Origin of the sequence: Streptomyces pyxinicus (assembly GCF_024753135.1) — a bacterium.
GTDB lineage: Bacteria > Actinomycetota > Actinomycetes > Streptomycetales > Streptomycetaceae > Streptomyces > Streptomyces pyxinicus.
The window spans coordinates 307887-328070 of the sequence record NZ_JANUGP010000005.1; the positions used below are offsets into that span (position 1 = coordinate 307887).

Below are 20184 nucleotides of genomic sequence, written 5' to 3' on the forward strand. Positions count from 1 at the left end.
TCAACGGTCTCGGCCCGCTCCGCGCCGACGAAGCCACCGTCCATGACCACGGTCGGTGTGTCCGGATCGCCGGCCGACATGCCGCCCAGGGAGCGGTCGACAGTCGCCCGGGAAGATCTGGGAGGGGGCGGGGCCACTCCCACTCGGAGACAATGCGAGGCGGTCCGCCTGCCTTCGGCAGCGGGCTGCGAGGCACCATCAGCAACGCCGCGAGGCTAGGACAAGAGGCGCCCACCGCGGCGAGCAGCGCGGTCACTTGTTCCCCGCTCGCCGCTGCCGACGCCTCAATCACCCGATCGAGTCCCTCGCTCGCGTCAATGCACGTGCCCACTCGAAGCCGGCGCCGCCCCCGCGTTCTTCACCGTCAGCGGCAGCAGTTTCCGGCCCGTCGGGCCGATCTGGATCGACGTGTCCATCTGGGGGCACACCCCGCAGTCGAAGCAAGGCGTCCAGCGGCAGTCCTCGACCTCTGTTTCGTCGAGGGCGTCCTGCCAGTCCTCCCAGAGCCAGTCCTTGTCGAGGCCGGAGTCGAGGTGGTCCCAGGGGAGGACCTCCTCGTAGGTGCGCTCGCGGGTGGTGTACCAGGCGACGTCCACGCCGAACTGGGGCAGCGCCTTGTCCGCGCAGGTCATCCAGCGGTCGTAGGAGAAGTGCTCGCGCCAGCCGTCGAAGCGGCCGCCGTCGTCGTAGACCGCGCGGATCACGGCGCCGATGCGGCGGTCACCGCGGGAGAGCAGGCCCTCGACGATGCCGGGCTTGCCGTCGTGGTAGCGGAAGCCGATGGAGCGGCCGTACTTCTTGTCGCCGCGGATCTTGTCGCGGAGCTTGGCCAGGCGGGCGTCCGTCTCCTCCGCCGAGAGCTGCGGGGCCCACTGGAAGGGGGTGTGAGGCTTGGGGACGAAGCCGCCGATGGAGACCGTGCAGCGGATGTCGTTGGCGCCGGAGACCTCGCGGCCCTTCTGGATGACGCTCATCGCCATGTCGGCGATCTGGAGGACATCGTCGTCGGTCTCCGTGGGCAGGCCGCACATGAAGTACAGCTTCACCTGGCGCCAGCCGTTGCCGTAGGCCGTCGCGACAGTCCTGATCAGGTCCTCTTCCGAGACCATCTTGTTGATGACCTTGCGCATGCGCTCGGAGCCGCCCTCGGGGGCGAAGGTGAGGCCCGAACGGCGGCCGTTGCGGGTCAGCTCGTTCGCCAGGTCGACGTTGAAGGCGTCCACGCGGGTGGAGGGCAGCGAGAGGCCGATCTTGTCTTCCTCGTAGCGGTCGGCCAGGCCCTTGGCGATGTCACCGATCTCCGTGTGGTCGGCGGAGGACAGGGACAGCAGGCCGACCTCCTCGAAGCCGGTGGCCTTCAGACCCTTGTCGACCATGTCGCCGATGCCGGTGATGGAGCGCTCGCGCACCGGGCGGGTGATCATGCCGGCCTGGCAGAAGCGGCAGCCGCGGGTGCAGCCGCGGAAGATCTCGACCGACATCCGCTCATGGACCGTCTCCGCGAGCGGGACCAGCGGCTGCTTGGGGTAGGGCCACTCGTCCAGGTCCATGACGGTGTGCTTGGACACCCGCCACGGCACACCGCTCCGGTTCGGTACGACACGGGCGATCCGGCCGTCCGCGAGGTACTCGACGTCGTAGAAGGCCGGGATGTAGACCCCGCCCGTCCTCGCGAGGCGGAACAGGACCTCCTCGCGGCCGCCGGGGCTGCCCTCGGCCTTCCACGCGCGGATGATCCGGGTCATGTCCAGGACGGCCTGCTCGCCGTCGCCGATGATCGCCGCGTCGATGAAGTCGGCGATCGGCTCCGGGTTGAACGCGGCGTGACCGCCGGCCAGCACGATCGGGTCGTCGACCGTGCGGTCCTTCGACTCCAGCGGGATGCCCGCCAGGTCCAGGGCCGCGAGCATGTTCGTGTAGCCCAGCTCCGTGGAGAAGGACAGGCCGAACACGTCGAACGCCTTCACCGGGCGGTGGCTGTCGACCGTGAACTGCGGGACGCGATGCTCACGCATCAGCGCCTCCAGGTCCGGCCACACGCTGTAGGTGCGCTCGGCGAGGACGCCGTCCTGCTCGTTGAGGACCTCGTAGAGGATCATGACGCCCTGGTTGGGCAGGCCGACCTCGTACGCGTCCGGGTACATGAGCGCCCAGCGGACATCGCACTCGTCCCAGTCCTTGACGGTGGAGTTGAGCTCTCCGCCGACGTACTGGATCGGCTTCTGCACGTGGGGGAGCAGAGCTTCGAGCTGCGGGAAAACCGACTCGACAGGCATCTCGCGAACCTTCATGAGCTGACGGGGGTACAGGGGTGACCATCTAGCGTAACCCGCCCGGCGGGCTCCGCCGTACGCTCAGCCGGCCGGCCCCCGGTCCAGCTCCTTCCCAAGGCCGGGCAGGGCCGCCTCCGCCTGGGCCGCCCGGCTCTCCTCCCTGCCGTACAGCAGCCCGTAGGTGAAGGCGCTCTCCCCCGCCTCCTGCGCCGCCGCGGCCAGCTCGCGCAGGGCGCGGCGGGCCATGACGCTGTCCTGGTGCTCGCCGAGCAGGGAGGTGAGGGACTTCATGGTCCCCGTCAGGGTGCGGGCGGGGGTGCCGAGGGCGGGGGTCGCCGCCTCGGCCGCGTACCGGGTGCGCTTGGCCTTCTTGCGGGCCTCGTGGAGCGCCAGGTCGCGTGCGGTGCCGGGTGGGAGGTCCAGGGCCCGGGAGAGGAGGGCCGTCACTTTGGTCAGGTCCCTGTGTACGGCCTTCTTCAGCTCCTTCTCCGGGTTCCTGGCCGCCGGTCTCAGGAGGGGTGGGACGGCCAGCAGGGCGTCCAGGCCGTTCAGGAGGGTGAGGTGGCGGGGGGAGTCGAGGACACCGATGAGATGGGTGTGGGCAGCGATGCCGCGGGTCTTGGTCCAGGACGTCAGCCGGGCGTGGGCGGGGCCGGTGACCAGGTCGGGTGGCAGGGTGTCGAGGGCGGTGGTCAGGCGCTCGGCCAGTACTTCCTGATCGCGGTCGCGGCCCAGCTCGCCCGCGAGCCACTTCAGCTCGGCGCCGACGGGGCCGGTGACCGAGGCGTCGAGGATGGTGCGGAAGGTGCGCAGGGTGCTGCGGGCGCGCCGGGTGGCGACCCGCATGCGGTGCACCGAGTCGGGCAGATCGCGGCGGACGGCCGGGTCCAGTTCGAGCAGGGCGTCGCGCTGGGCGCGCAGGTAGGCGAGGACGTGCTCGCCCGCGGTCACCGGCTCGGCGGGCTCGGTCTTCTTCCGGCGCCGGCGGCGGCCCCCGGCCGTCTGCTCCAGGGCGCGGGCCGGCTTGGACGGCGACCGCGAGGGGCGTACGCCCGCCTTGCGGAGGCGTCTGTCGACCTGGTCGAGGAAGGCCGGGTCGCCGTCGTCGGCGAGTTCCACCTCGATCTCGGTCCACTGGGCGGTCCCTCCCCCAGCGGTGAGGCGCTCGGCGGTCACGGCGTCGACGCTCGCCTCCGCGAGGAGGGTGCCGTCGGCGTCGACCAGGTGGCGGAGGTCGCGGGCGGAGCGCAGCCGCATCAGCGGGACCAGCTCGTCGCCACGGGCGCGGGAGCGGAGCAGGGCGGCGATCTCCGGAGGCACGGTGTCGGAGAGCGGGGCCCGGATCTCGTCGCGTACGCCGGGGGCGACCGGGAGCTTCAGGTGCCAGCCGGCGTCGGCGCCTCCGGTGCGGCGGCGCAGGGTGAGCCCGGCGGCGGCCAGGCGTTCGTCGGCGGTGTCGTAGTAGGTGGCGTCGAGCTCGACCAGTCCCTTGTCGAGGACGGCGGCCACCCCGCCGACGCCGGTCAGGTCCGGCAGGCCGCTGTCGTCGGATTCGTACTTGCGCTCGATCTCGCGTTTCGCGTCCGCGTCCGCCATGGATCGAATCTAGTGTCGTCCGCGTCCTGGCGACAGCCGCCCGCCGGGCTCCCGGTCGTCCTACGCCGACATCGGTCTCTGCACCTTGATCGACTGGAGGAGTCCGATGGCGATCCACACCGCGAACATGGACGAGCCTCCGTACGACACGAACGGCAGCGGGAGGCCGGTGACCGGCATGATGCCGAGTGTCATGCCGATGTTCTCGAAGGACTGGAAGGCGAACCAGGCGACGATCCCGGCGGCCACGATCGTGCCGTACAGCTCCGTGGAGTCACGTGCTATCCGGCAGGCCCGCCACAGGACGACCCCGATCAGGAAGACGATCAGGCCGGCGCCGAGGAAGCCCAGTTCCTCGCCCGCGACGGTGAAGACGAAGTCCGTCTGCTGCTCGGGCACGAACTGGCCGGTGGTCTGCGAGCCGTGGAACAGTCCGGCGCCGGTCAGTCCGCCGGAGCCGATGGCGATACGGGCCTGGTTGGTGTTGTAGCCCACGCCGGCCGGGTCCAGATCGGGGTTGGCGAAGGCCGCGAAGCGGTTGATCTGGTACTCGTCCAGGATGTGCAGCTGCCAGATGGCGATACAGCCGATCACCCCGGCGGTGAGCAGGCCGAAGATCCAGCGGTTGGAGGCGCCGGAGGCGAGCAGCACGCCCAGCACGATGGCGACCATGGCCAGCACCGAGCCGAGGTCGGGCATGAGCAGCAGCGCCAGGACCGGTACGGCGGCCAGGCACAGGGCCTGGAAGACCGTGCGGTGGTCGGGGTAGGGCTTGTCGCCGGCGTCCACCCGGGCGGCCAGCAGCATCGCCGTGCCCAGGATGATGGTGACCTTGAGGAACTCGGCGGGCTGGAGCGAGAAGCCGCCGATCACCAGCCAGTTGCGCTGGCCGTTGATCGTGGCGCCGAGCGGGGTGAGGACCACCAGGGCGAGCAGCACCGACAGCCCGTACAGGATCGGCACGACGTTGCGCAGGGCGCGGTGGCCGAGCCAGATCGTGCCGATCATCAGGGCGATCCCGATGCCGAGGTTCATCAGGTGCCGGACCAGGAAGAAGTACGGGTCGCCCTGGTTCAGCTCGGTGCGGTTGCGGGTCGCCGAGTACACCAGCAGGGAGCCCAGCAGGGACAGGGCGGTGGCCGCGAAGAGGATCGGCCAGTCCAGTCTGCGGGTGAGCGAGTCACGGGCGAAGAGCCTGGTCCAGCCGGCCCGCTCGGGGCCGTACCCGGAGACGGAGAAGCTGTTCACGCCGGTCATGTGGGCATCCTCCGGCTTCCGCGCCTGCGGGACCTTCTGCGGGTGTCACGGTTGCCCGTGCCGGGCGAGGGCGAGGTGGCCGGCTGCTGGTCCTCGCCGTTGGTGGCGTTGTTCTTCTGGGAGGCCTCGACGTCCTTCGCCGGGTCGCCGCTGATCTTGGGGTTGACGATGGTGCCGTCCGGGCGGACCTTCGGCAGGCCCTTCTGCGGCTGGGGCAGCAGCGCCTTCTTGTTGTCGATGGAGCCGTCGCCCTGGACGCCGTAGAGCGAGCTGTAGATGTTGCGCACGGCCTCACCGGAGGCTCCGGAACCCGTACCGGCCTGGGCGATCGTCATGATCACCGTGTAGTCCTTGGAGTACGTGGCGAGCCAGGAGGTGGTCTGCTTGCCGTAGACCTCCGCCGTGCCCGTCTTGGCGTGCAGCGGGATCTTGTTCTGGGGCCAGCCGCCGAACTTCCAGGCGGCGGTACCGCGGGTGATGACGCCGGCGAAGGCGTCGTCCATGCCCTTCAGGGTGGCCTGGCCGACCGGCAGCTTGCCGCTCTTCTTCGGCTTGATCGGGGTGACGGTCTTGCCGTCGGCGCTGACGACGGCCTTGCCGATGGTCGGCTGGTACATCGTGCCGCCGTTGGCGACGGCGCCGTAGATCACGGCCTCCTGGATCGGGGTGACGAGGGTGTCGCCCTGGCCGATGGAGTAGTTGATCGAGTCACCCTCGCGCATCTTGTTGCCCTCTAGGCAGTTCTCGTACGCGATCTTCTGGACGTAGGTGCCGTCCTTCTTGCCGGACTTGCACCAGGCGTCCTTGTTGGCCTTCCAGTAGTCCTGCTTCCACTTGCGGTCCGGGACCCGGCCGGTGACCTCGTTGGGCAGGTCGACGCCGGTCTCCTTGCCGAGGCCGAACTGGTGGGCGGCCTTGTAGAAGTAGTCCTTCGGCTTGCCCGGCTTGGGGTTGATGCCGCCGTCCTTCTTCCACTCCTTGTCGGCGAGGCCGTAGAAGACGGTGTCGCAGGAGACTTCGAGGGCGCGGCCGAGCGAGATGGGGCCGAAGCTCTCGCCCTCGAAGTTCTTGAAGACCTGGCTGCCGACCGAGTAGGAGCTGGTGCAGGGGTAGCCGCCGTCCCACGGGTAGCCGGCCTCCACCGCGGCGGCCGTGGAGACCACCTTGAACGTGGAGCCGGGCGCCGCCTGACCCTGTATGGCCCGGTTGAGCAGGGGGTAGTCGGACGTCTTGCCGGTGAGGGCCTTGTAGTCCTTGGCGGAGATGCCGCCCACCCACACGTTCGGGTCGTAGGTCGGGGCGGAGGCCATGGCGACGATCCGGCCGGTCTTGGCCTCCATCACGACGACCGCGCCGGAGTCGGCCTTGTAATTGGTGCCGGTGATCTTGTCGTACTGCCCGCGGGCGGCCTTCATCGCCTTGTCGAGTTCGTACTCGGCGACGCGCTGCACCCGGGAGTCGATGCTGGTGACCAGGTTGGAACCGGCCTCGGCCGCGTCCGACTTGGCCTTGCCGATGACCCGGCCGAGGTTGTCCACCTCATAGCGGGTGACGCCGGCCTTGCCGCGCAGCATCTTGTCGTACTGCCGCTCCAGGCCGGAGCGGCCGACCATGTCGGAGCGCAGATAGGGCGAGTCGGTGTCCTTGGCCTGCTGGATCTCGTCGTCCGTGACCGGGGACAGATAGCCGAGCACCTGGGCGGTGTTGGACTTGCCCGGCCCCGCGTACCGGCGCACGGCCTCGGGTTCGGCGGTGATGCCGGGGAAGTCCTCGGAGCGCTCGCGGATCTGGAGGGCCTGCTTGGCGGTGGCCTCGTCGGTGATGGGGATCGGCTGGTACGGCGAGCCGTTCCAGCAGGGCTGGGGGGTCTTGGCGTCGCACAGCCGGACCTTCTGCAGGACGTCGTCGGGCTTCATGCCGAGGACGCCGGCCAGCTTGGTGAGGACGGCCTTGCCGTCGTCCTTCTGCTTGAGCAGGTCGGTGCGGGAGGCGGAGACGACCAGCCGGGTCTCGTTGTCCGCGAGGGGGACGCCGCGGGCGTCCAGGATGTCGCCGCGCACGGCGGGGTCCACGACCTGCTGGACGTGGTTGCCCGACGCCTCCCGCTGGTAGGCGGCGCCCTCGCGGATCTGGAGGTACCACAGCCGGCCGCCGAGCGTGCCGAGCAGGGAGAGGACGAGAATCTGGATCACGACGAGCCTGATCTGGACCCGTGGGGTCCGACCGGTCTCGGGGATGTTGGTCACTGCGGCTGCCTCCCCCTCTCAGTGCGCGGATGGGCCGGCCACGCCGGCACGTACGCATGACGCACGCCGGCACGTACGCATGATGAACGATCAGTCTGTGAACCCGCGTTCCGGGAAAGCTGCCTCGTTCGGGTGAACTCCGGGCCCGTCACAGCCGCTTGACCCCCTTGATCCGGCCGACCCGCGCGGAACGGGTGCGGGCCTTCGCCTTCAGCGCGCCGAGGCCGCCGCGCTGGCTGCCGATGCGCAGCCCGGTGCCGGAGGAGAGCCACCCGGAGGAGATGTCGCCGGCCTTGGTGGCCGGGCCGGTCTCGGCGAGCGGGTCGTTGTCGGCGCGGCGGGCCAGCCACATGATCGCCGGGACCACGAACGGCGCGAGCAGCAGGTCGTACAGGGCGGCCGAGATCAGCAGGCTGGGCAGGCCCACATGGCGGGCGGCGGTGTCGCCGACGAGGGCGCCGACCCCGGCGTACAGCAGGGTGGAGCCGACGGCGGCGGCGACCACGACGACCATCGGGCCGGTCGCCGACTTGAGGCGGCCGTTCTCGGGTTTGACGAGCCCGGCGAAGTAGCCGATGACGCACAGCACGAGGGCGTAGCGGCCGGCCGCGTGATCGGCGGGCGGGGCCAGGTCGGCCAGCAGCCCGGCGCCGAACCCGACGAGGGCGCCGCCGACATGGCCGTACACCATGGCGAGGCCGAGGACGGTGAGGAGCAGCAGGTCGGGGACGGCGCCCGGCAGGTGCAGGCGGGCGAGGACGCTCACCTGGATCACCAGGGCCACGACGACCAGGGCGCTGGAGAGCAGGATCCGGTTGAGACGCATGGCGAAGTCAGCTCCTACTGCTGCTCTTGCTGCTGGTCGTCGGTGGGGGCGCCCGCCGAGGGGGTCACCGTGACGGTCACCGTCGGCGTCGGGACCGGCTTGGGCTTGGCCGGCAGCACGGTGTCGCGCGGGTCCTTCTTGGGCCCCTGGACCACCACGCCGACGACGTCCAGCTTGGTGAAGCTGACGTACGGGGTGACGTAGAGGGTGCGGGTCAGGCCGCCGCCGGAGGGGTCGACGCGGGAGACGACACCGACCGGGACGCCGGGCACGAACGGCTTGTCGGCCTGCGAGCCGAAGGTGACGAGCCGGTCGCCCTTCTTCACCTCCGCCTTGCCGTTGAGCAGTTCCACGCGCAGCGGGCGGTCGCCCTGCCCGGAGGCGAAGCCGAGTTCGTCGCCGCCCTCCATCCGGGTGCCGACGGTGAAGTCCGGGTCGTTGGCGAGCAGCACGGTGGAGGTGCCGGGGCCGACCGTGGTGACGCGGCCGACCAGGCCGTCGCCGTTGAGCACGGTCATGTCGCGCCGGATGCCGTCGTCGGCGCCGGCGTCGATGGTGATGGTCCAGGAGAAGCCCTGTGCCGACCCTATGGCGATGACCTGGGCGCCCTTGATGCCGTACTGGCCCTCGCCGGCGATCTTCAGCATCTTGTCGAGCTGCTTGAGGCGGCTGCGGTTGCGGTCGTCGCTGCCGAGTTTGGCCTTGAGGGCCGCGTTCTCCTTCTCCAGGGCGGCGAGCCGGTCGTGCCGGGTGCCGGAGTCGCGGATCGCCGAGACGGCGTCGCCGACCGGGTCGACCGCGGAGGACAGTCCGTTCTCGACCGGGCCGAAGGCCGCTGCCGCGGCCTGCCGGGCGCCGTCGACCGGGGAGTTCCGGCCCCCTCGGATGTCCACCGTGATCAACGCGAACGCGATGGCGATCAGCAGGACCAGGAGCAGCCGGCTCTCTTTGGTGTCCCTCACGTGCGGCGGCCGTGCCCTTCCTCGATAGGAATTCGGCGGGTCTTCGGAATACGCGAAATGGTGCGGCGCGAACCCAAGAGGCCCATTTGGGGGAGCTTATGCCTGTATATCAACGATCCGCCGTACGAGAGGAGATCGTCTCGTACGGCGGAATCGAGGAGTCATCTCATCGGCGCGGCTGGGCGTCCAGCACCTGCTGGAGCGCCTCGAACTCCTCGACGCATTTACCCGATCCGAGCGCGACGCTGTCGAGCGGGTCCTCGGCGATGTGGATCGGCATGCCGGTCTCCCGGCGCAGCCGCTCGTCGAGGCCGCGCAGCAGGGCACCGCCGCCGGTCAGAACGATTCCGCGGTCCATGATGTCGCCGGACAGCTCCGGCGGGCACTTGTCCAGGGTCGTCTTGACCGCGTCCACGATCGCGTTGACCGGCTCCTCGATCGCCTTGCGCACCTCGGCGGCCGAGATGACGACGGTCTTGGGCAGTCCGGAGACCAGGTCGCGGCCCCGGACCTCGGTGTGCTCGTCGGCGTCGAGGTCGTACGCCGAACCGATCGTGATCTTGATCTGTTCGGCCGTGCGCTCACCCAGCAGGAGGCTGTACTCCTTTTTGATGTACTGGATGATCGCGTTGTCCAGTTCGTCGCCGGCGACGCGGATGGACTGGGCGGTGACGATGCCGCCGAGCGAGATGACCGCGACCTCCGTGGTGCCGCCGCCGATGTCCACCACCATGTTGCCGGTGGCCTCGTGGACCGGCAGACCCGAGCCGATGGCCGCGGCCATGGGCTCCTCGATGATGTGCACCTGGCGGGCGCCGGCCTGGGAGGACGCCTCGATCACCGCGCGGCGCTCGACGCCCGTGATGCCCGAGGGCACGCAGACGACGACCCGCGGCCGGGCGAGGTACCGCCGCTTGTGGATCTTCAGGATGAAGTAGCGGAGCATCCGCTCAGTGATCTCGAAGTCGGCGATCACGCCGTCCTTCAGCGGGCGCACGGCGACGATGTTGCCCGGCGTGCGGCCGATCATCTTCTTCGCTTCGGCGCCCACCGCGAGGATTCCGCCGGTGTTGGTGTTGATGGCGACGACGGACGGCTCGTTGAGCACGATTCCGCGACCCCTGACGTACACCAGCGTGTTGGCGGTCCCGAGGTCGACAGCCATGTCACGGCCGATGAACGACATTGAGTTCCCCATCCGGATTCATCTGGCCCACCCGAGCTTTTGAGGGCATATCAGGTCGGCGAGGCGGGTGCTGTGACGTGAAGGCTTCCATCGTAAACGCGCCTGCACGAACACGGTGCGAGGGTCTCCGCCATTGTCACCAGATGGCGGGCCGCCCCGCTTGTGGAGACGGGCGTTCGGGGGCGCGCGTTCCCTCAATCGCCGGTACCCATGCCGGGAAACACCCCGGGAAAGGTGAGGGTCCGGGAGCGGGTGTCCCGGACCTTCCGGCGCGGCTTCCCGGAGTGTTACGCGCGGTCCGGGAAGAAGATCTTCACCTCGCGCTCGGCGGACTCCTCGGAGTCGGAGGCGTGGATCAGGTTCTCGCGGACGATGACACCGTAGTCGCCCCGGATGGAGCCGGGCGCGGCGGCGATCGGGTCGGTCGGGCCGGCGAGCGCGCGCACGCCCTCGATGACCCGCTCGCCCTCCACGATCAGGGCGACGACCGGACCGGAGGACATGAACGCGACCAGCGGCTCGTAGAAGGGCTTGCCCTTGTGCTCGCCGTAGTGCGTCTCCAGGGTCTCCTCGTCCAGGGTGCGCAGTTCCAGCGCGGTGATCTGCCAGCCGGCCTTGCGCTCGATACGGCTGATGATCTCGCCGGTCAGGCCACGCCGGACGGCGTCGGGCTTGAGGAGGACGAGGGTGCGCTGGCTCACGAGGGGACTCCTTACGCGACTGACGGGTGCGGTGGGACGAGGTTACAGGGCGTGTCCGGGCACCCGTCACGCAGCGTCAGGCGAAGAGGTGGACTCCGCCTGCGCGGCGAACCGCGCCTTGGCCTCGTCCACCTTCCGGCCGTAGTGCACCGAGGCCCACCACAGCGCCGCGAAGATCACGCCCATGAAGTACATGGTCGGCACGAAGACGCCGGAGGCGATCAGCCCGAGCTGGAGGGCCCAGCCGAGGGCCACCCCGCCGGGCCGGGTGACCATGCCGCACAGCAGCACACACAGCAGCATGGCGATGCCGCTGACCAGCCACACCGTGGAGGTGGACAGGTCGGGGTCCTTCATGGCGACGAGCCCGGCGAAGCCGATGATGAAGACCTCGCCGATGAGCGTCGATGAACAGAGCGTACGCACGGTGGCTCCTCAGCCCTTCCCCAGCAGCAGCCGGGCCTCGCCGACGGTGATGACGGAACCGGTGACGAGGACGCCGCCGCCGGCGAACTCGCCCTCCTCCTCGGCCAGCGTGATCGCGGCCTCCAGGGCGTCCGGCAGCCGCGGTTCGACCTGCACCCGCTCCTCGCCGAAGACCTCGACGGCGACGGCCGCCAGCTCGTCCACGTCCATGGCGCGGTGGCTGGAGTTCCGGGTGACGACGACCTCGGCGAAGATCGGCTCGAAGGCTTCGAGCAGCCCCCGTACGTTCTTGTCGCCGCTCGCGCCGACGACGCCGATCAGCCGGGTGAAGTCGAACGCCTCGCGCACCGCCTCGGCCGCCGCCGCGGCGCCGGCCGGGTTGTGGGCGGCGTCCAGGACGACGGTCGGGGAGCGCCGTACGACCTCCAGGCGGCCCGGGGAGGACACGGCGGCGAAGGCCTTGCGGACGGTGTCCATGTCCAGCGGCTCGGCGCGCTGGGCGCCGACGCCGAAGAACGCCTCGACGGCGGCGAGGGCGACGGCCGCGTTGTGCGCCTGGTGGGCGCCGTGCAGCGGGAGGTAGACCTCCTGGTACTCGCCGCCGAGGCCGCGCAGGGTGAGCAGCTGCCCTCCGACGGCGACCTGCCGGGCGACGACGCCGAACTCCAGGCCCTCGCGGGCCACGGTGGCGTTCACCTCGACGGCCTTCTTCAGCAGCACCTGGGCGGCGTCCACCGGCTGCTGGGCGAGGATGACGGTGGCGTCCTGCTTGACGATGCCGCTCTTCTCACCGGCGATCTCCCCGACCGTCTCGCCGAGGCGGTCGGTGTGGTCCAGGTCGATCGGCGTCACCACGGCGACGTCGCCGTCGATCACGTTGGTCGCGTCCCAGGAGCCGCCCATGCCGACCTCGACCACGGCCACGTCCACGGGGGCGTCCGCGAAGGCCGCGTACGCCATGCCGGTGAGGACCTCGAAGAAGGAGAGGCGGTATTCCTGCTGCCCGTCGACCATCTCGACGTACGGCTTGATGTCCTGGTACGTCTCCACGAACCGCTCGGCGGAGACCGGGGCGCCGTCCAGACTGATCCGCTCGGTGATCGACTGCACATGCGGGCTGGTGTAGCGGCCGGTGCGCAGCTCGAAGGCGCCGAGCAGGGCCTCGATCATGCGGGCGGTGGAGGTCTTGCCGTTCGTCCCCGTGATGTGGATCGAGGGGTACGACCGCTGCGGCTCGCCGAGGACGTCCATCAGCGCGGAGATCCTGCTGACCGAGGGCTCCAGCTTGGTCTCGCCCCAGCGGGTGGCCAGCTCCGTCTCGACCTCGCGCAGGGCCTTGTCGACCTCGGGGTCCGCGGGGCGCGCCGGTACGTCGGCCTCCGGCGGGCCGCCCTGGGTACGCAGGGTGCGGCTGCCGGCCTCGATCACCGCGAGGTCGGGGTCGCGGGTGGTCTCGGCCTCGACGATCTCCTCGAAGGCGTCGAGGGGGTCGCGGGGGTCGGGCTGGTCGTTTTCGTGCGGGGCGTCGCTCACGGGGTCAGTCTACGGAGGCTTGTGGGGGCGTGCGGTGCCGGTTGGGGGGCTGGGCGTCATCGGCCGGGTGCGGGTGCGTTGTGGCTGGTCGCGCAGTTCCCCGCGCCCCTTAGGGGGCCGAAAGGCCCCGGCGCCTCGAAGGTGCCGGGGCCTTTCGGGCCGTGATACCGATTACGCCGACGGCAGCCTGTCCAGCTGAGACTGGATGCGGGTGATGTCCTCGTCCGCCTTGGTGAGGCGGGTGCGGATTTTGTCGACCACGTTTTCGGGGGCCTTGGCGAGGAACGCGTCGTTGCCGAGCTTGGCGGTGGCCTGGGCCTTCTCCTTCTCGGCGGCGGCGAGGTCCTTGGCCAGGCGCTTGCGCTCGGCGGCGACGTCGATGGTGCCGGAGAGGTCGAGGGCGACCTCGGCGCCGGCGACCGGCAGGGTGGCCGTCGCCGTGAAGGCGTCGCCCTCCGGCTGGAGGCGGAGGAGCTGGCGGATGGCGGCCTCGTGCGGGGCCAGTGCCGTGCCGTCCAGGGTCAGGCGGGCCGGGACCCGCTGGCCCGGCTGGAGGCCCTGGTCGGCGCGGAAGCGGCGGACCTCGGTGATGACCGACTGGAGCGTCGAGATCTCCCGCTCGGCCGCGGTGTCGCGGAAGCCGCTGTCCTTCGGCCACTCGGCGACGACCACCGACTCGCCACCGGTCAGCGTCGTCCAGAGCGTCTCGGTGACGAACGGGACGACCGGGTGGAGCAGCCGGAGGGTGACGTCGAGGACCTCGCCGAGGACACGCTTCGAGACCTCGGCCGGCTCGCCGCCCGCCTGGAAGACGGTCTTGGACAGCTCGACGTACCAGTCGAAGACCTCGTCCCACGCGAAGTGGAAGAGGGCGTCGGAGAGCTTGGCGAACTGGAAGTCCTCGTAGTACGCGTCGACCTCGGCGACCACCGAGCCGAGGCGGGAGAGGATCCAGCGGTCCGTCGCCGACATCGCGGACGGCTCCGGGAGCGGGCCCTCGACCGTCGCGCCGTTCATCAGCGCGAAGCGCGTCGCGTTCCAGATCTTGTTCGCGAAGTTGCGCGAGCCCTGGACCCAGTCCTCGCCGATCGGCACGTCGACGCCCGGGTTGGCGCCGCGGGCCAGGGTGAAGCGGAGGGCGTCGGAGCCGTACTTGTCCATCCAGTCCAGCGGGTTGACCGCGTTGCCGAAGGACTTCGACATCTTCTTGCCGAACTGGTCGCGGACCATGCCGTGCAGGGCGATGGTGTGGAACGGCGGGGTGCCGTCCATCGCGTACAGGCCGAACATCATCATCCGGGCGACCCAGAAGAAGAGGATGTCGTAGCCGGTGACCAGGACGGAGTTCGGGTAGAACTTCGCGAGCGACTCGGTCTGTTCGGGCCAGCCGAGGGTGGAGAAGGGCCACAGGCCGGAGGAGAACCAGGTGTCGAGGACGTCGGTGTCCTGGTGCCAGCCCTCGCCGGCGGGCGGCTGCTCGTCAGGGCCGACGCAGACGACCTCGCCGTTCGGGCCGTACCAGACCGGGATGCGGTGGCCCCACCACAACTGCCGCGAGATGCACCAGTCGTGGAGGTTGTCGACCCAGTCGAAGTACCGCTTCTCCATCTCCTGCGGATGGATCTTGACCCGCCCGTCGCGGACGGCGTCGCCGGCGGCCTTGGCCAGCGGGCCGACCTTGACCCACCACTGCATGGACAGGCGCGGCTCGATGGTGGTCTTGCAGCGCGAGCAGTGGCCGACGGAGTGGACGTAGGGCCGCTTCTCGGCGACGATCCGGCCCTCGGCGCGCAGCGCGGCGACGATGGCGGAGCGGGCCTCCAGGCGGTCCATGCCCTGGAAGGGGCCGTGGACGGTGATGACGGCGTGCTCGTCCATCACGGCGAGGGACGGCAGGTCGTGGCGCCGGCCGATCTCGAAGTCGTTCGGGTCGTGCGCCGGGGTCACCTTGACGGCGCCGGTGCCGAACTCGGGGTCGACGTGGGTGTCGGCGACGACCGGGATCGTGCGGTCGGTCAGCGGCAGGCTGATCCGCTTGCCGACCAGGTGCCGGTAGCGCTCGTCGTCGGGGTGGACGGCGACGGCGGTGTCACCGAGCATCGTCTCGGCGCGGGTGGTGGCGACGACGATCGAGTCGTCCCCGTCGCCGTAGCGCATGGAGACCAGCTCGCCGTCGTCGTCCTGGTACTCGACCTCGATGTCGGAGATCGCCGTCAGACAGCGCGGGCACCAGTTGATGATGCGCTCGGCGCGGTAGATCAGCTCGTCGTCGTAGAGCTTCTTGAAGATGGTCTGGACGGCCTGGGAGAGGCCCTCGTCCATGGTGAAGCGCTCGCGGGACCAGGCGACGCCGTCACCGAGGCGGCGCATCTGGCCGGAGATCTGGCCGCCGGACTCGCCCTTCCACTGCCAGACGCGCTCGACGAACGCCTCGCGGCCCAGGTCGTGGCGGGACTTGCCCTCCTTGCCCAGCTCGCGCTCGACGACGTTCTGGGTGGCGATGCCGGCGTGGTCCATGCCGGGCTGCCACAGCGTCTCGAAGCCCTGCATGCGCTTGCGGCGGGTGAGGGCGTCGATGAGCGTGTGCTCGAAGGCGTGGCCCAGGTGCAGGCTGCCGGTGACGTTCGGCGGCGGGATGACGACGGTGAACGGCGGCTTGTCGCTCTTCGCGTCCGCCTCGAAGTAACCGCGCTCCACCCAGCGCTCGTACAGCGGCCCCTCTACATCGGCCGGCGCGTACTGGGTCGGCAGTTCGGTGTCGGGCGCGGGTGGCTGCTGCTGAGCGTTGTCGGTCACGGGGGTCAGTTTAGAGGTGTCACGGGGTGGTCCCGAAACGCGTTTGTTCTGTAACGGTGGGGCCCCTGGCGGCGGGTGCCCCGTGACCCTGAGCAAGGATGTCAGGGACACATAAGGCATCTGGAGGGGAACCCAGAGATGAGCAACCACCAGCCGGGTCCGTACGGCGGGCCGCCCCCGCAGCCGGGCCCGTACGGCCCGCAGGGGCAGCCCGGGCCGTACGGCCAGCCGGGCCCCTACGGTCAGCCCGGCCCTTACGGTCAGCCCGGACCGTACGGCGGCGGGCAGCCGGGGGCACCGGGACCCGGCTACGGCTACCCTCAGCAGGCCCCACCGGCCCCACCGGCCCCTCCGGCACCGTCAGGGCCCGGGTACGGCCATCCCCAGCAGGGTTTCCCGCAGCAGCCGGCCCCCTACGGCCAGCAGCCGAGCCCGTACGGCCAGCAGCCCTACGGCATGGCGGGGCCCCCGCAGCCCGCCGGTGGCGGCAAGCGGGCGGGGCTGATCATCGCCGCGGTGACCGTGGTGGCGGCCGTGGCGGTGGGCGCGTACCTCCTGCTCGGCGGCAGCGGCGGCACGAACGTCGCGGACGACGGTCCGCACAAGCTGATCACCCCGCGAACGGTGATCGACGGGACGTACACGAAGTCCAATTCCGGGTCGTCCAACGACATGAGCGACTCGGACCGCTCGGACTTCGAGAAGTGGGGGGTGAAGAACCCCCAGCAGGTGAGCGCCGGCTACGAGAGCGGCAAGGGGCTCACCAAGAAGGGGCTCTCCTTCAGCGGTGTGTACGGCACGATCGACGACCCCGGCGCGGTGGTCGACGCCATGTTCGCCAAGGCCAAGACGGAGTCGGAGAAGGACCAGAGCGGCTCGGAGACCAAGGGCAAGCTGGTCGGCAGCCCGCAGGAGGTCCGCCCGGACGGCTTCGACGGGATCATGAAGTGCCAGGTGGCCCAGATCGACACCGGTGACTCCTCCTCGGAGTCCGGGGTGCCGCAGACCATGAAGATGCCGATCTGCATCTGGGCCGACCACAGCACGGTCGCGCTGGTCTCGTCGTACAGCGTCGCCTCCCTGGCCTCGGGTGACGGCGGCTCGCTGGACGACGCGGCGAGCCTGGCGGCGAAGCTGCGTGACGACGTGCGCGTCAAGGTCTGACGCGCTCCCGGCGCGGATGCGGGAAGGGGCCCCGGTCGAGTGACCGGGGCCCCTTCGCGGCTGCGTGCGGGTGCGTCACGCCGTCTTCTGCTCCCCCGAGCCGCGGCCGCGGGCGTCGCGCGGGATGAGGGTGGGGTTGACGTTGGAGAGGACCACGTCGGCCGTGATGACCACGCGGGCCACGTCCTTGCGGGACGGCACCTCGTACATGACGCCCTGGAGGACTTCCTCCATGATGGCGCGCAGGCCGCGGGCACCGGTCTGGCGGAGGATGGCCTGATCGGCGATGGCCTCCAGGGCCTCGCGCTCGAAGTCCAGCTCCACGCCGTCGAGTTCGAAGAGGCGCTGGTACTGCTTGACCAGGGCGTTGCGGGGCTCGACCAGGATCTGCAGCAGGGCCTCGCGGTCCAGGTTGTGGACCGAGGTGATGACCGGGAGACGGCCGATGAACTCCGGGATCATGCCGAACTTGACCAGGTCCTCCGGCATGACGTCCTCGAAGACGTCCTTGGCCTCCAGCTCGCGCTTGGAGAGGATCGTGGCGCCGAAGCCGATGCCCTTGGCACCCGCGCGGGCCTCGATGATCTTCTCCAGGCCGGCGAAGGCACCGCCCACGATGAACAGCACGTTCGTCGTGTCGATCTGGATGAACTCCTGGTGCGGGTGCTTGCGGCCGCCCTGCGGCGGGACCGAGGCCGTGGTCCCCTCAAGGATCTTCAGCAGGGCCTGCTGGACACCCTCGCCCGACACGTCGCGGGTGATCGAGGGGTTCTCGCTCTTGCGGGCCACCTTGTCGATCTCGTCGATGTAGATGATCCCGGTCTCGGCCTTCTTGACGTCGTAGTCCGCCGCCTGGATCAGCTTCAGGAGGATGTTCTCGACGTCCTCGCCGACATAGCCCGCCTCCGTCAGCGCGGTCGCGTCGGCGATCGCGAACGGTACGTTCAGCATGCGGGCCAGGGTCTGCGCGAGGAGGGTCTTGCCGGAGCCCGTGGGGCCCAGCAGCAGGATGTTGGACTTCGCCAGCTCGATGGCGTCCTCACGGCCGCTGCCGCCGCCGTTCTCGCCCGCCTGGACCCGCTTGTAGTGGTTGTACACCGCGACGGAGAGGGCCTTCTTCGCCGCCTCCTGGCCGACCACGTAACCCTCGAGGAACTCGTAGATCTCGCGGGGCTTGGGGAGTTCCTCCCAGCGCACCTCGCTGGTCTCCGCCAGCTCTTCCTCGATGATCTCGTTGCAGAGGTCGATGCACTCGTCGCAGATGTACACACCGGGCCCTGCGATGAGCTTCTTGACCTGCTTCTGGCTCTTGCCGCAGAACGAGCACTTGAGCAGATCGCCGCCGTCACCGATGCGTGCCACGGTGTGCTTCCCCTTCGCCTGGGAGACGACTGGACACTCGGGTCCAGCGGCTCCTGGTGCTGCCTTATGTCCGACGTTACCTTGCCGGGCCCCGTGTTCGGGCCCCCCTTGGCAGGGTTCACTTCGACGTGGACCGTGCCAAGAGGGGCAGAGAGTACGCCCTCCGGGTCAGCGGACCTCGGAGTTGTTCAGCTTGCGGGTGGAGATGATCTGGTCGACGAGGCCGTACTGCAGGGCCTCCTCCGCCGTGAGGATCTTGTCGCGCTCGATGTCCTCGCGGATCTTCTCCAGCGGCTGGTTCGAGTGCTTCGCCAGCATGTCCTCCAGCTGCTCGCGCATCCGGGTGAACTCCTTGGCGATGATCTCCAGGTCGGAGAGCTGGCCACGGCCGGTGGAGCCGGCCGGCTGGTGGATCAGCACCCGGGAGTTCGGCAGCGCCATGCGCTTGCCCGGGGTGCCGGCGGCCAGCAGGATCGCCGCGGCGGAGGCCGCCTGGCCCATGCAGACCGTCTGGATGTCGGGCTTCACGAACTGCATGGTGTCGTAGATCGCCGTGAGGGCGGTCATGTCGCCACCGGGGCTGTTGATGTAGATCGAGATGTCCCGGTCCGGGTCCATCGACTCCAGGCACAGCAGCTGCGCCATGACGTCGTTGGCGGAGGCGTCGTCGATCTGGACGCCCAGGAAGATCACGCGCTCCTCGAAGAGCTTCGCGTACGGGTCGTACTCGCGGATGCCCTGGGAGGTGCGCTCGACGAAGCGCGGGATGACGTAACGGCTGTCGGGGCGGGGCCCTTCGTACAGGCCGCTGGCGGCGCCGGGGAAGTTGCTCATGGGGTGTTCACCGTCCTGGTGGCGTTCTGGGGGCTTCGGTCTGGGTGCGTGGCGTGGCCGGGCCGGTCAGGCACCGGTGCCGCCGCCTCCCGGAACACCCGAGGCGTGCGTGATGATCTCGTCGATGAGACCGTACTCCTTGGCCTCTTCCGGGGTGAACCAGCGGTCGCGGTCGCCGTCGCGGATGATCGCCTCGACCGTCTGGCCGGAGTGCTGCGCGGTCAGCTCGGACATGCGCTTCTTGGTGCGCAGCAGGTACTCGGCCTGGATCTTGATGTCCGAGACCGTGCCGCCGAGGCCCGCGGAGCCCTGGTGCATCATGATGTCGGCGTGCGGCAGCGCGAAGCGCTTGCCGGCGCTGCCGCCGGTGAGGAGGAACTGGCCCATCGAGGCGGCCATGCCCATGGCGATGGTGACCACGTCGTTCGGGATGTACTGCATGGTGTCGTAGATCGCCATGCCGGCCGTCACCGAGCCGCCGGGGCTGTTGATGTAGAGGTAGATGTCCTTGTCCGGGTCGGCGGCAAGGAGCAGAAGCTGTGCGGTGATCTTGTTGGCGATGTCGTCGTCGACCTGCTGACCGAGGAAGATGATCCGCTCGTTGAGCAGCCGGTTGTAGACCTGGTCGCCGAGGCCACCACCGATGGAAGGCTCGCCGGCGGCGGAGGGCATCAGATTCGTCACGTATCCACCTGCTCGTCTTACGACGGCGCCGGGCCGTCTTCACGTGTTCCTGCCGGGGCTAGCGGGGGGTTTCAGAAGACTCCCCTGCCCTCGTATTCATGGACCCTAACGCGCGGGTCCCTTCGGGGAATCCCGGTATCAGGGGTGTTCGCCGGGGGCGTAGAGGCCACGCGCGGGACCGGTGGGGTGTGGCGGGGGGCGGGGGGGGGGGGGGGCGGTGGGGGCGGGGGGGGAGGGGGTGGGGGGGGGGGGGGGGGGGGGGGAGGGGGGGGGGGGGGGGGGCGGGGGGGAGGGGGGGGCCAGACCGGCGAAGACGATCACGAAGGCGAGGCCGAGCA

At 69.9% G+C, this 20184-nt stretch carries 15 protein-coding genes; 1 reads left to right on the plus strand and 14 read right to left on the minus strand.

All coding sequences use genetic code 11. The annotated features are described in order from the left end of the window. Positions 1-314: 314 nt before the first annotated feature. The 11 genes from NX794_RS09830 to NX794_RS09880 form a co-directional block, all read right to left on the minus strand. Positions 315-2276, minus strand: coding sequence for a TIGR03960 family B12-binding radical SAM protein (locus NX794_RS09830; RefSeq protein WP_258777905.1), 1962 nt, complete (start codon positions 2274-2276; stop codon positions 315-317). A gap of 78 nt (positions 2277-2354) precedes the next feature. After that, positions 2355-3869, minus strand: coding sequence for a CYTH and CHAD domain-containing protein (locus NX794_RS09835; RefSeq protein WP_258777906.1), 1515 nt, complete (start codon positions 3867-3869; stop codon positions 2355-2357). 60 nt (positions 3870-3929) lie between these two features. Next, entirely contained in the window at positions 3930-5126 is a 1197-nt protein-coding gene (rodA, locus tag NX794_RS09840; RefSeq protein WP_258777908.1) for a rod shape-determining protein RodA, read from the minus strand. Further along, positions 5123-7372 carry a penicillin-binding protein 2 gene (mrdA, locus tag NX794_RS09845; protein ID WP_258777909.1) on the minus strand — a complete coding sequence of 750 codons (2250 nt, stop codon included), beginning with the start codon at positions 7370-7372 and terminating at the stop codon, positions 5123-5125. The genes rodA and mrdA overlap by 4 nt, the downstream gene beginning before the upstream one ends. A gap of 148 nt (positions 7373-7520) precedes the next feature. Next, positions 7521-8198: a rod shape-determining protein MreD gene (gene mreD / locus NX794_RS09850; RefSeq protein ID WP_258777910.1), complete on the minus strand. Its 678-nt coding sequence runs from the start codon at positions 8196-8198 to the stop codon at positions 7521-7523. Between the two features lie 14 nt (positions 8199-8212). Continuing rightward, positions 8213-9160 (minus strand): rod shape-determining protein MreC, encoded by a 948-nt coding sequence (mreC, locus tag NX794_RS09855; protein ID WP_258777911.1) that lies wholly within the window; start codon positions 9158-9160, stop codon positions 8213-8215. Positions 9161-9326: 166 nt separating this feature from the next. Further along, complete coding sequence (locus tag NX794_RS09860; protein ID WP_031158632.1) at positions 9327-10346, minus strand: rod shape-determining protein; 1020 nt, start codon at positions 10344-10346, stop codon at positions 9327-9329. A 287-nt stretch (positions 10347-10633) separates the two neighbouring features. Beyond that, positions 10634-11047: a nucleoside-diphosphate kinase gene (ndk, locus tag NX794_RS09865; RefSeq protein ID WP_258777912.1), complete on the minus strand. Its 414-nt coding sequence runs from the start codon at positions 11045-11047 to the stop codon at positions 10634-10636. A 66-nt stretch (positions 11048-11113) separates the two neighbouring features. After that, positions 11114-11473 carry a DUF4233 domain-containing protein gene (locus tag NX794_RS09870; protein WP_258777913.1) on the minus strand — a complete coding sequence of 120 codons (360 nt, stop codon included), beginning with the start codon at positions 11471-11473 and terminating at the stop codon, positions 11114-11116. A 9-nt stretch (positions 11474-11482) separates the two neighbouring features. Next, positions 11483-13006: a bifunctional tetrahydrofolate synthase/dihydrofolate synthase gene (gene folC, locus NX794_RS09875; protein WP_258777914.1), complete on the minus strand. Its 1524-nt coding sequence runs from the start codon at positions 13004-13006 to the stop codon at positions 11483-11485. A 171-nt stretch (positions 13007-13177) separates the two neighbouring features. Beyond that, positions 13178-15802: a valine--tRNA ligase gene (locus tag NX794_RS09880; RefSeq protein WP_258777915.1), complete on the minus strand. Its 2625-nt coding sequence runs from the start codon at positions 15800-15802 to the stop codon at positions 13178-13180. A 138-nt stretch (positions 15803-15940) separates the two neighbouring features. Between NX794_RS09880 and NX794_RS09885 the strand changes: the two genes are divergently transcribed. Then, on the plus strand, positions 15941-16966 hold the full coding sequence (locus NX794_RS09885) for a hypothetical protein (protein WP_258777916.1): 1026 nt from the start codon (positions 15941-15943) through the stop codon (positions 16964-16966). Between the two features lie 75 nt (positions 16967-17041). Here the strand turns inward: NX794_RS09885 and clpX are convergent, their stop codons facing one another. From clpX to NX794_RS09900, 3 genes are all read right to left on the minus strand, one after another. Continuing rightward, entirely contained in the window at positions 17042-18328 is a 1287-nt protein-coding gene (gene clpX / locus NX794_RS09890; RefSeq protein ID WP_258777917.1) for an ATP-dependent Clp protease ATP-binding subunit ClpX, read from the minus strand. 168 nt (positions 18329-18496) lie between these two features. Next, complete coding sequence (locus NX794_RS09895; RefSeq protein ID WP_258777918.1) at positions 18497-19162, minus strand: ATP-dependent Clp protease proteolytic subunit; 666 nt, start codon at positions 19160-19162, stop codon at positions 18497-18499. A 66-nt stretch (positions 19163-19228) separates the two neighbouring features. Next, positions 19229-19834, minus strand: a complete 606-nt coding sequence (locus NX794_RS09900) for an ATP-dependent Clp protease proteolytic subunit (protein WP_258777943.1) — start codon at positions 19832-19834, stop codon at positions 19229-19231. Between the last annotated feature and the right edge of the window lie 350 nt (positions 19835-20184).

Coding starts and splice junctions, on each gene's coding strand:
- mreD (WP_258777910.1), bottom strand. CDS start 8,198: ATGCGTCTCAACCGGATCCTGCTCTCCAGCGCCCTGGTCGTCGTGGCC.
- NX794_RS09835 (WP_258777906.1), bottom strand. CDS start 3,869: ATGGCGGACGCGGACGCGAAACGCGAGATCGAGCGCAAGTACGAATCC.
- NX794_RS09885 (WP_258777916.1), top strand. CDS start 15,941: ATGAGCAACCACCAGCCGGGTCCGTACGGCGGGCCGCCCCCGCAGCCG.
- NX794_RS09895 (WP_258777918.1), bottom strand. CDS start 19,162: ATGAGCAACTTCCCCGGCGCCGCCAGCGGCCTGTACGAAGGGCCCCGC.
- NX794_RS09830 (WP_258777905.1), bottom strand. CDS start 2,276: ATGCCTGTCGAGTCGGTTTTCCCGCAGCTCGAAGCTCTGCTCCCCCAC.
- rodA (WP_258777908.1), bottom strand. CDS start 5,126: ATGACCGGCGTGAACAGCTTCTCCGTCTCCGGGTACGGCCCCGAGCGG.
- NX794_RS09900 (WP_258777943.1), bottom strand. CDS start 19,834: ATGCCCTCCGCCGCCGGCGAGCCTTCCATCGGTGGTGGCCTCGGCGAC.
- NX794_RS09860 (WP_031158632.1), bottom strand. CDS start 10,346: ATGTCGTTCATCGGCCGTGACATGGCTGTCGACCTCGGGACCGCCAAC.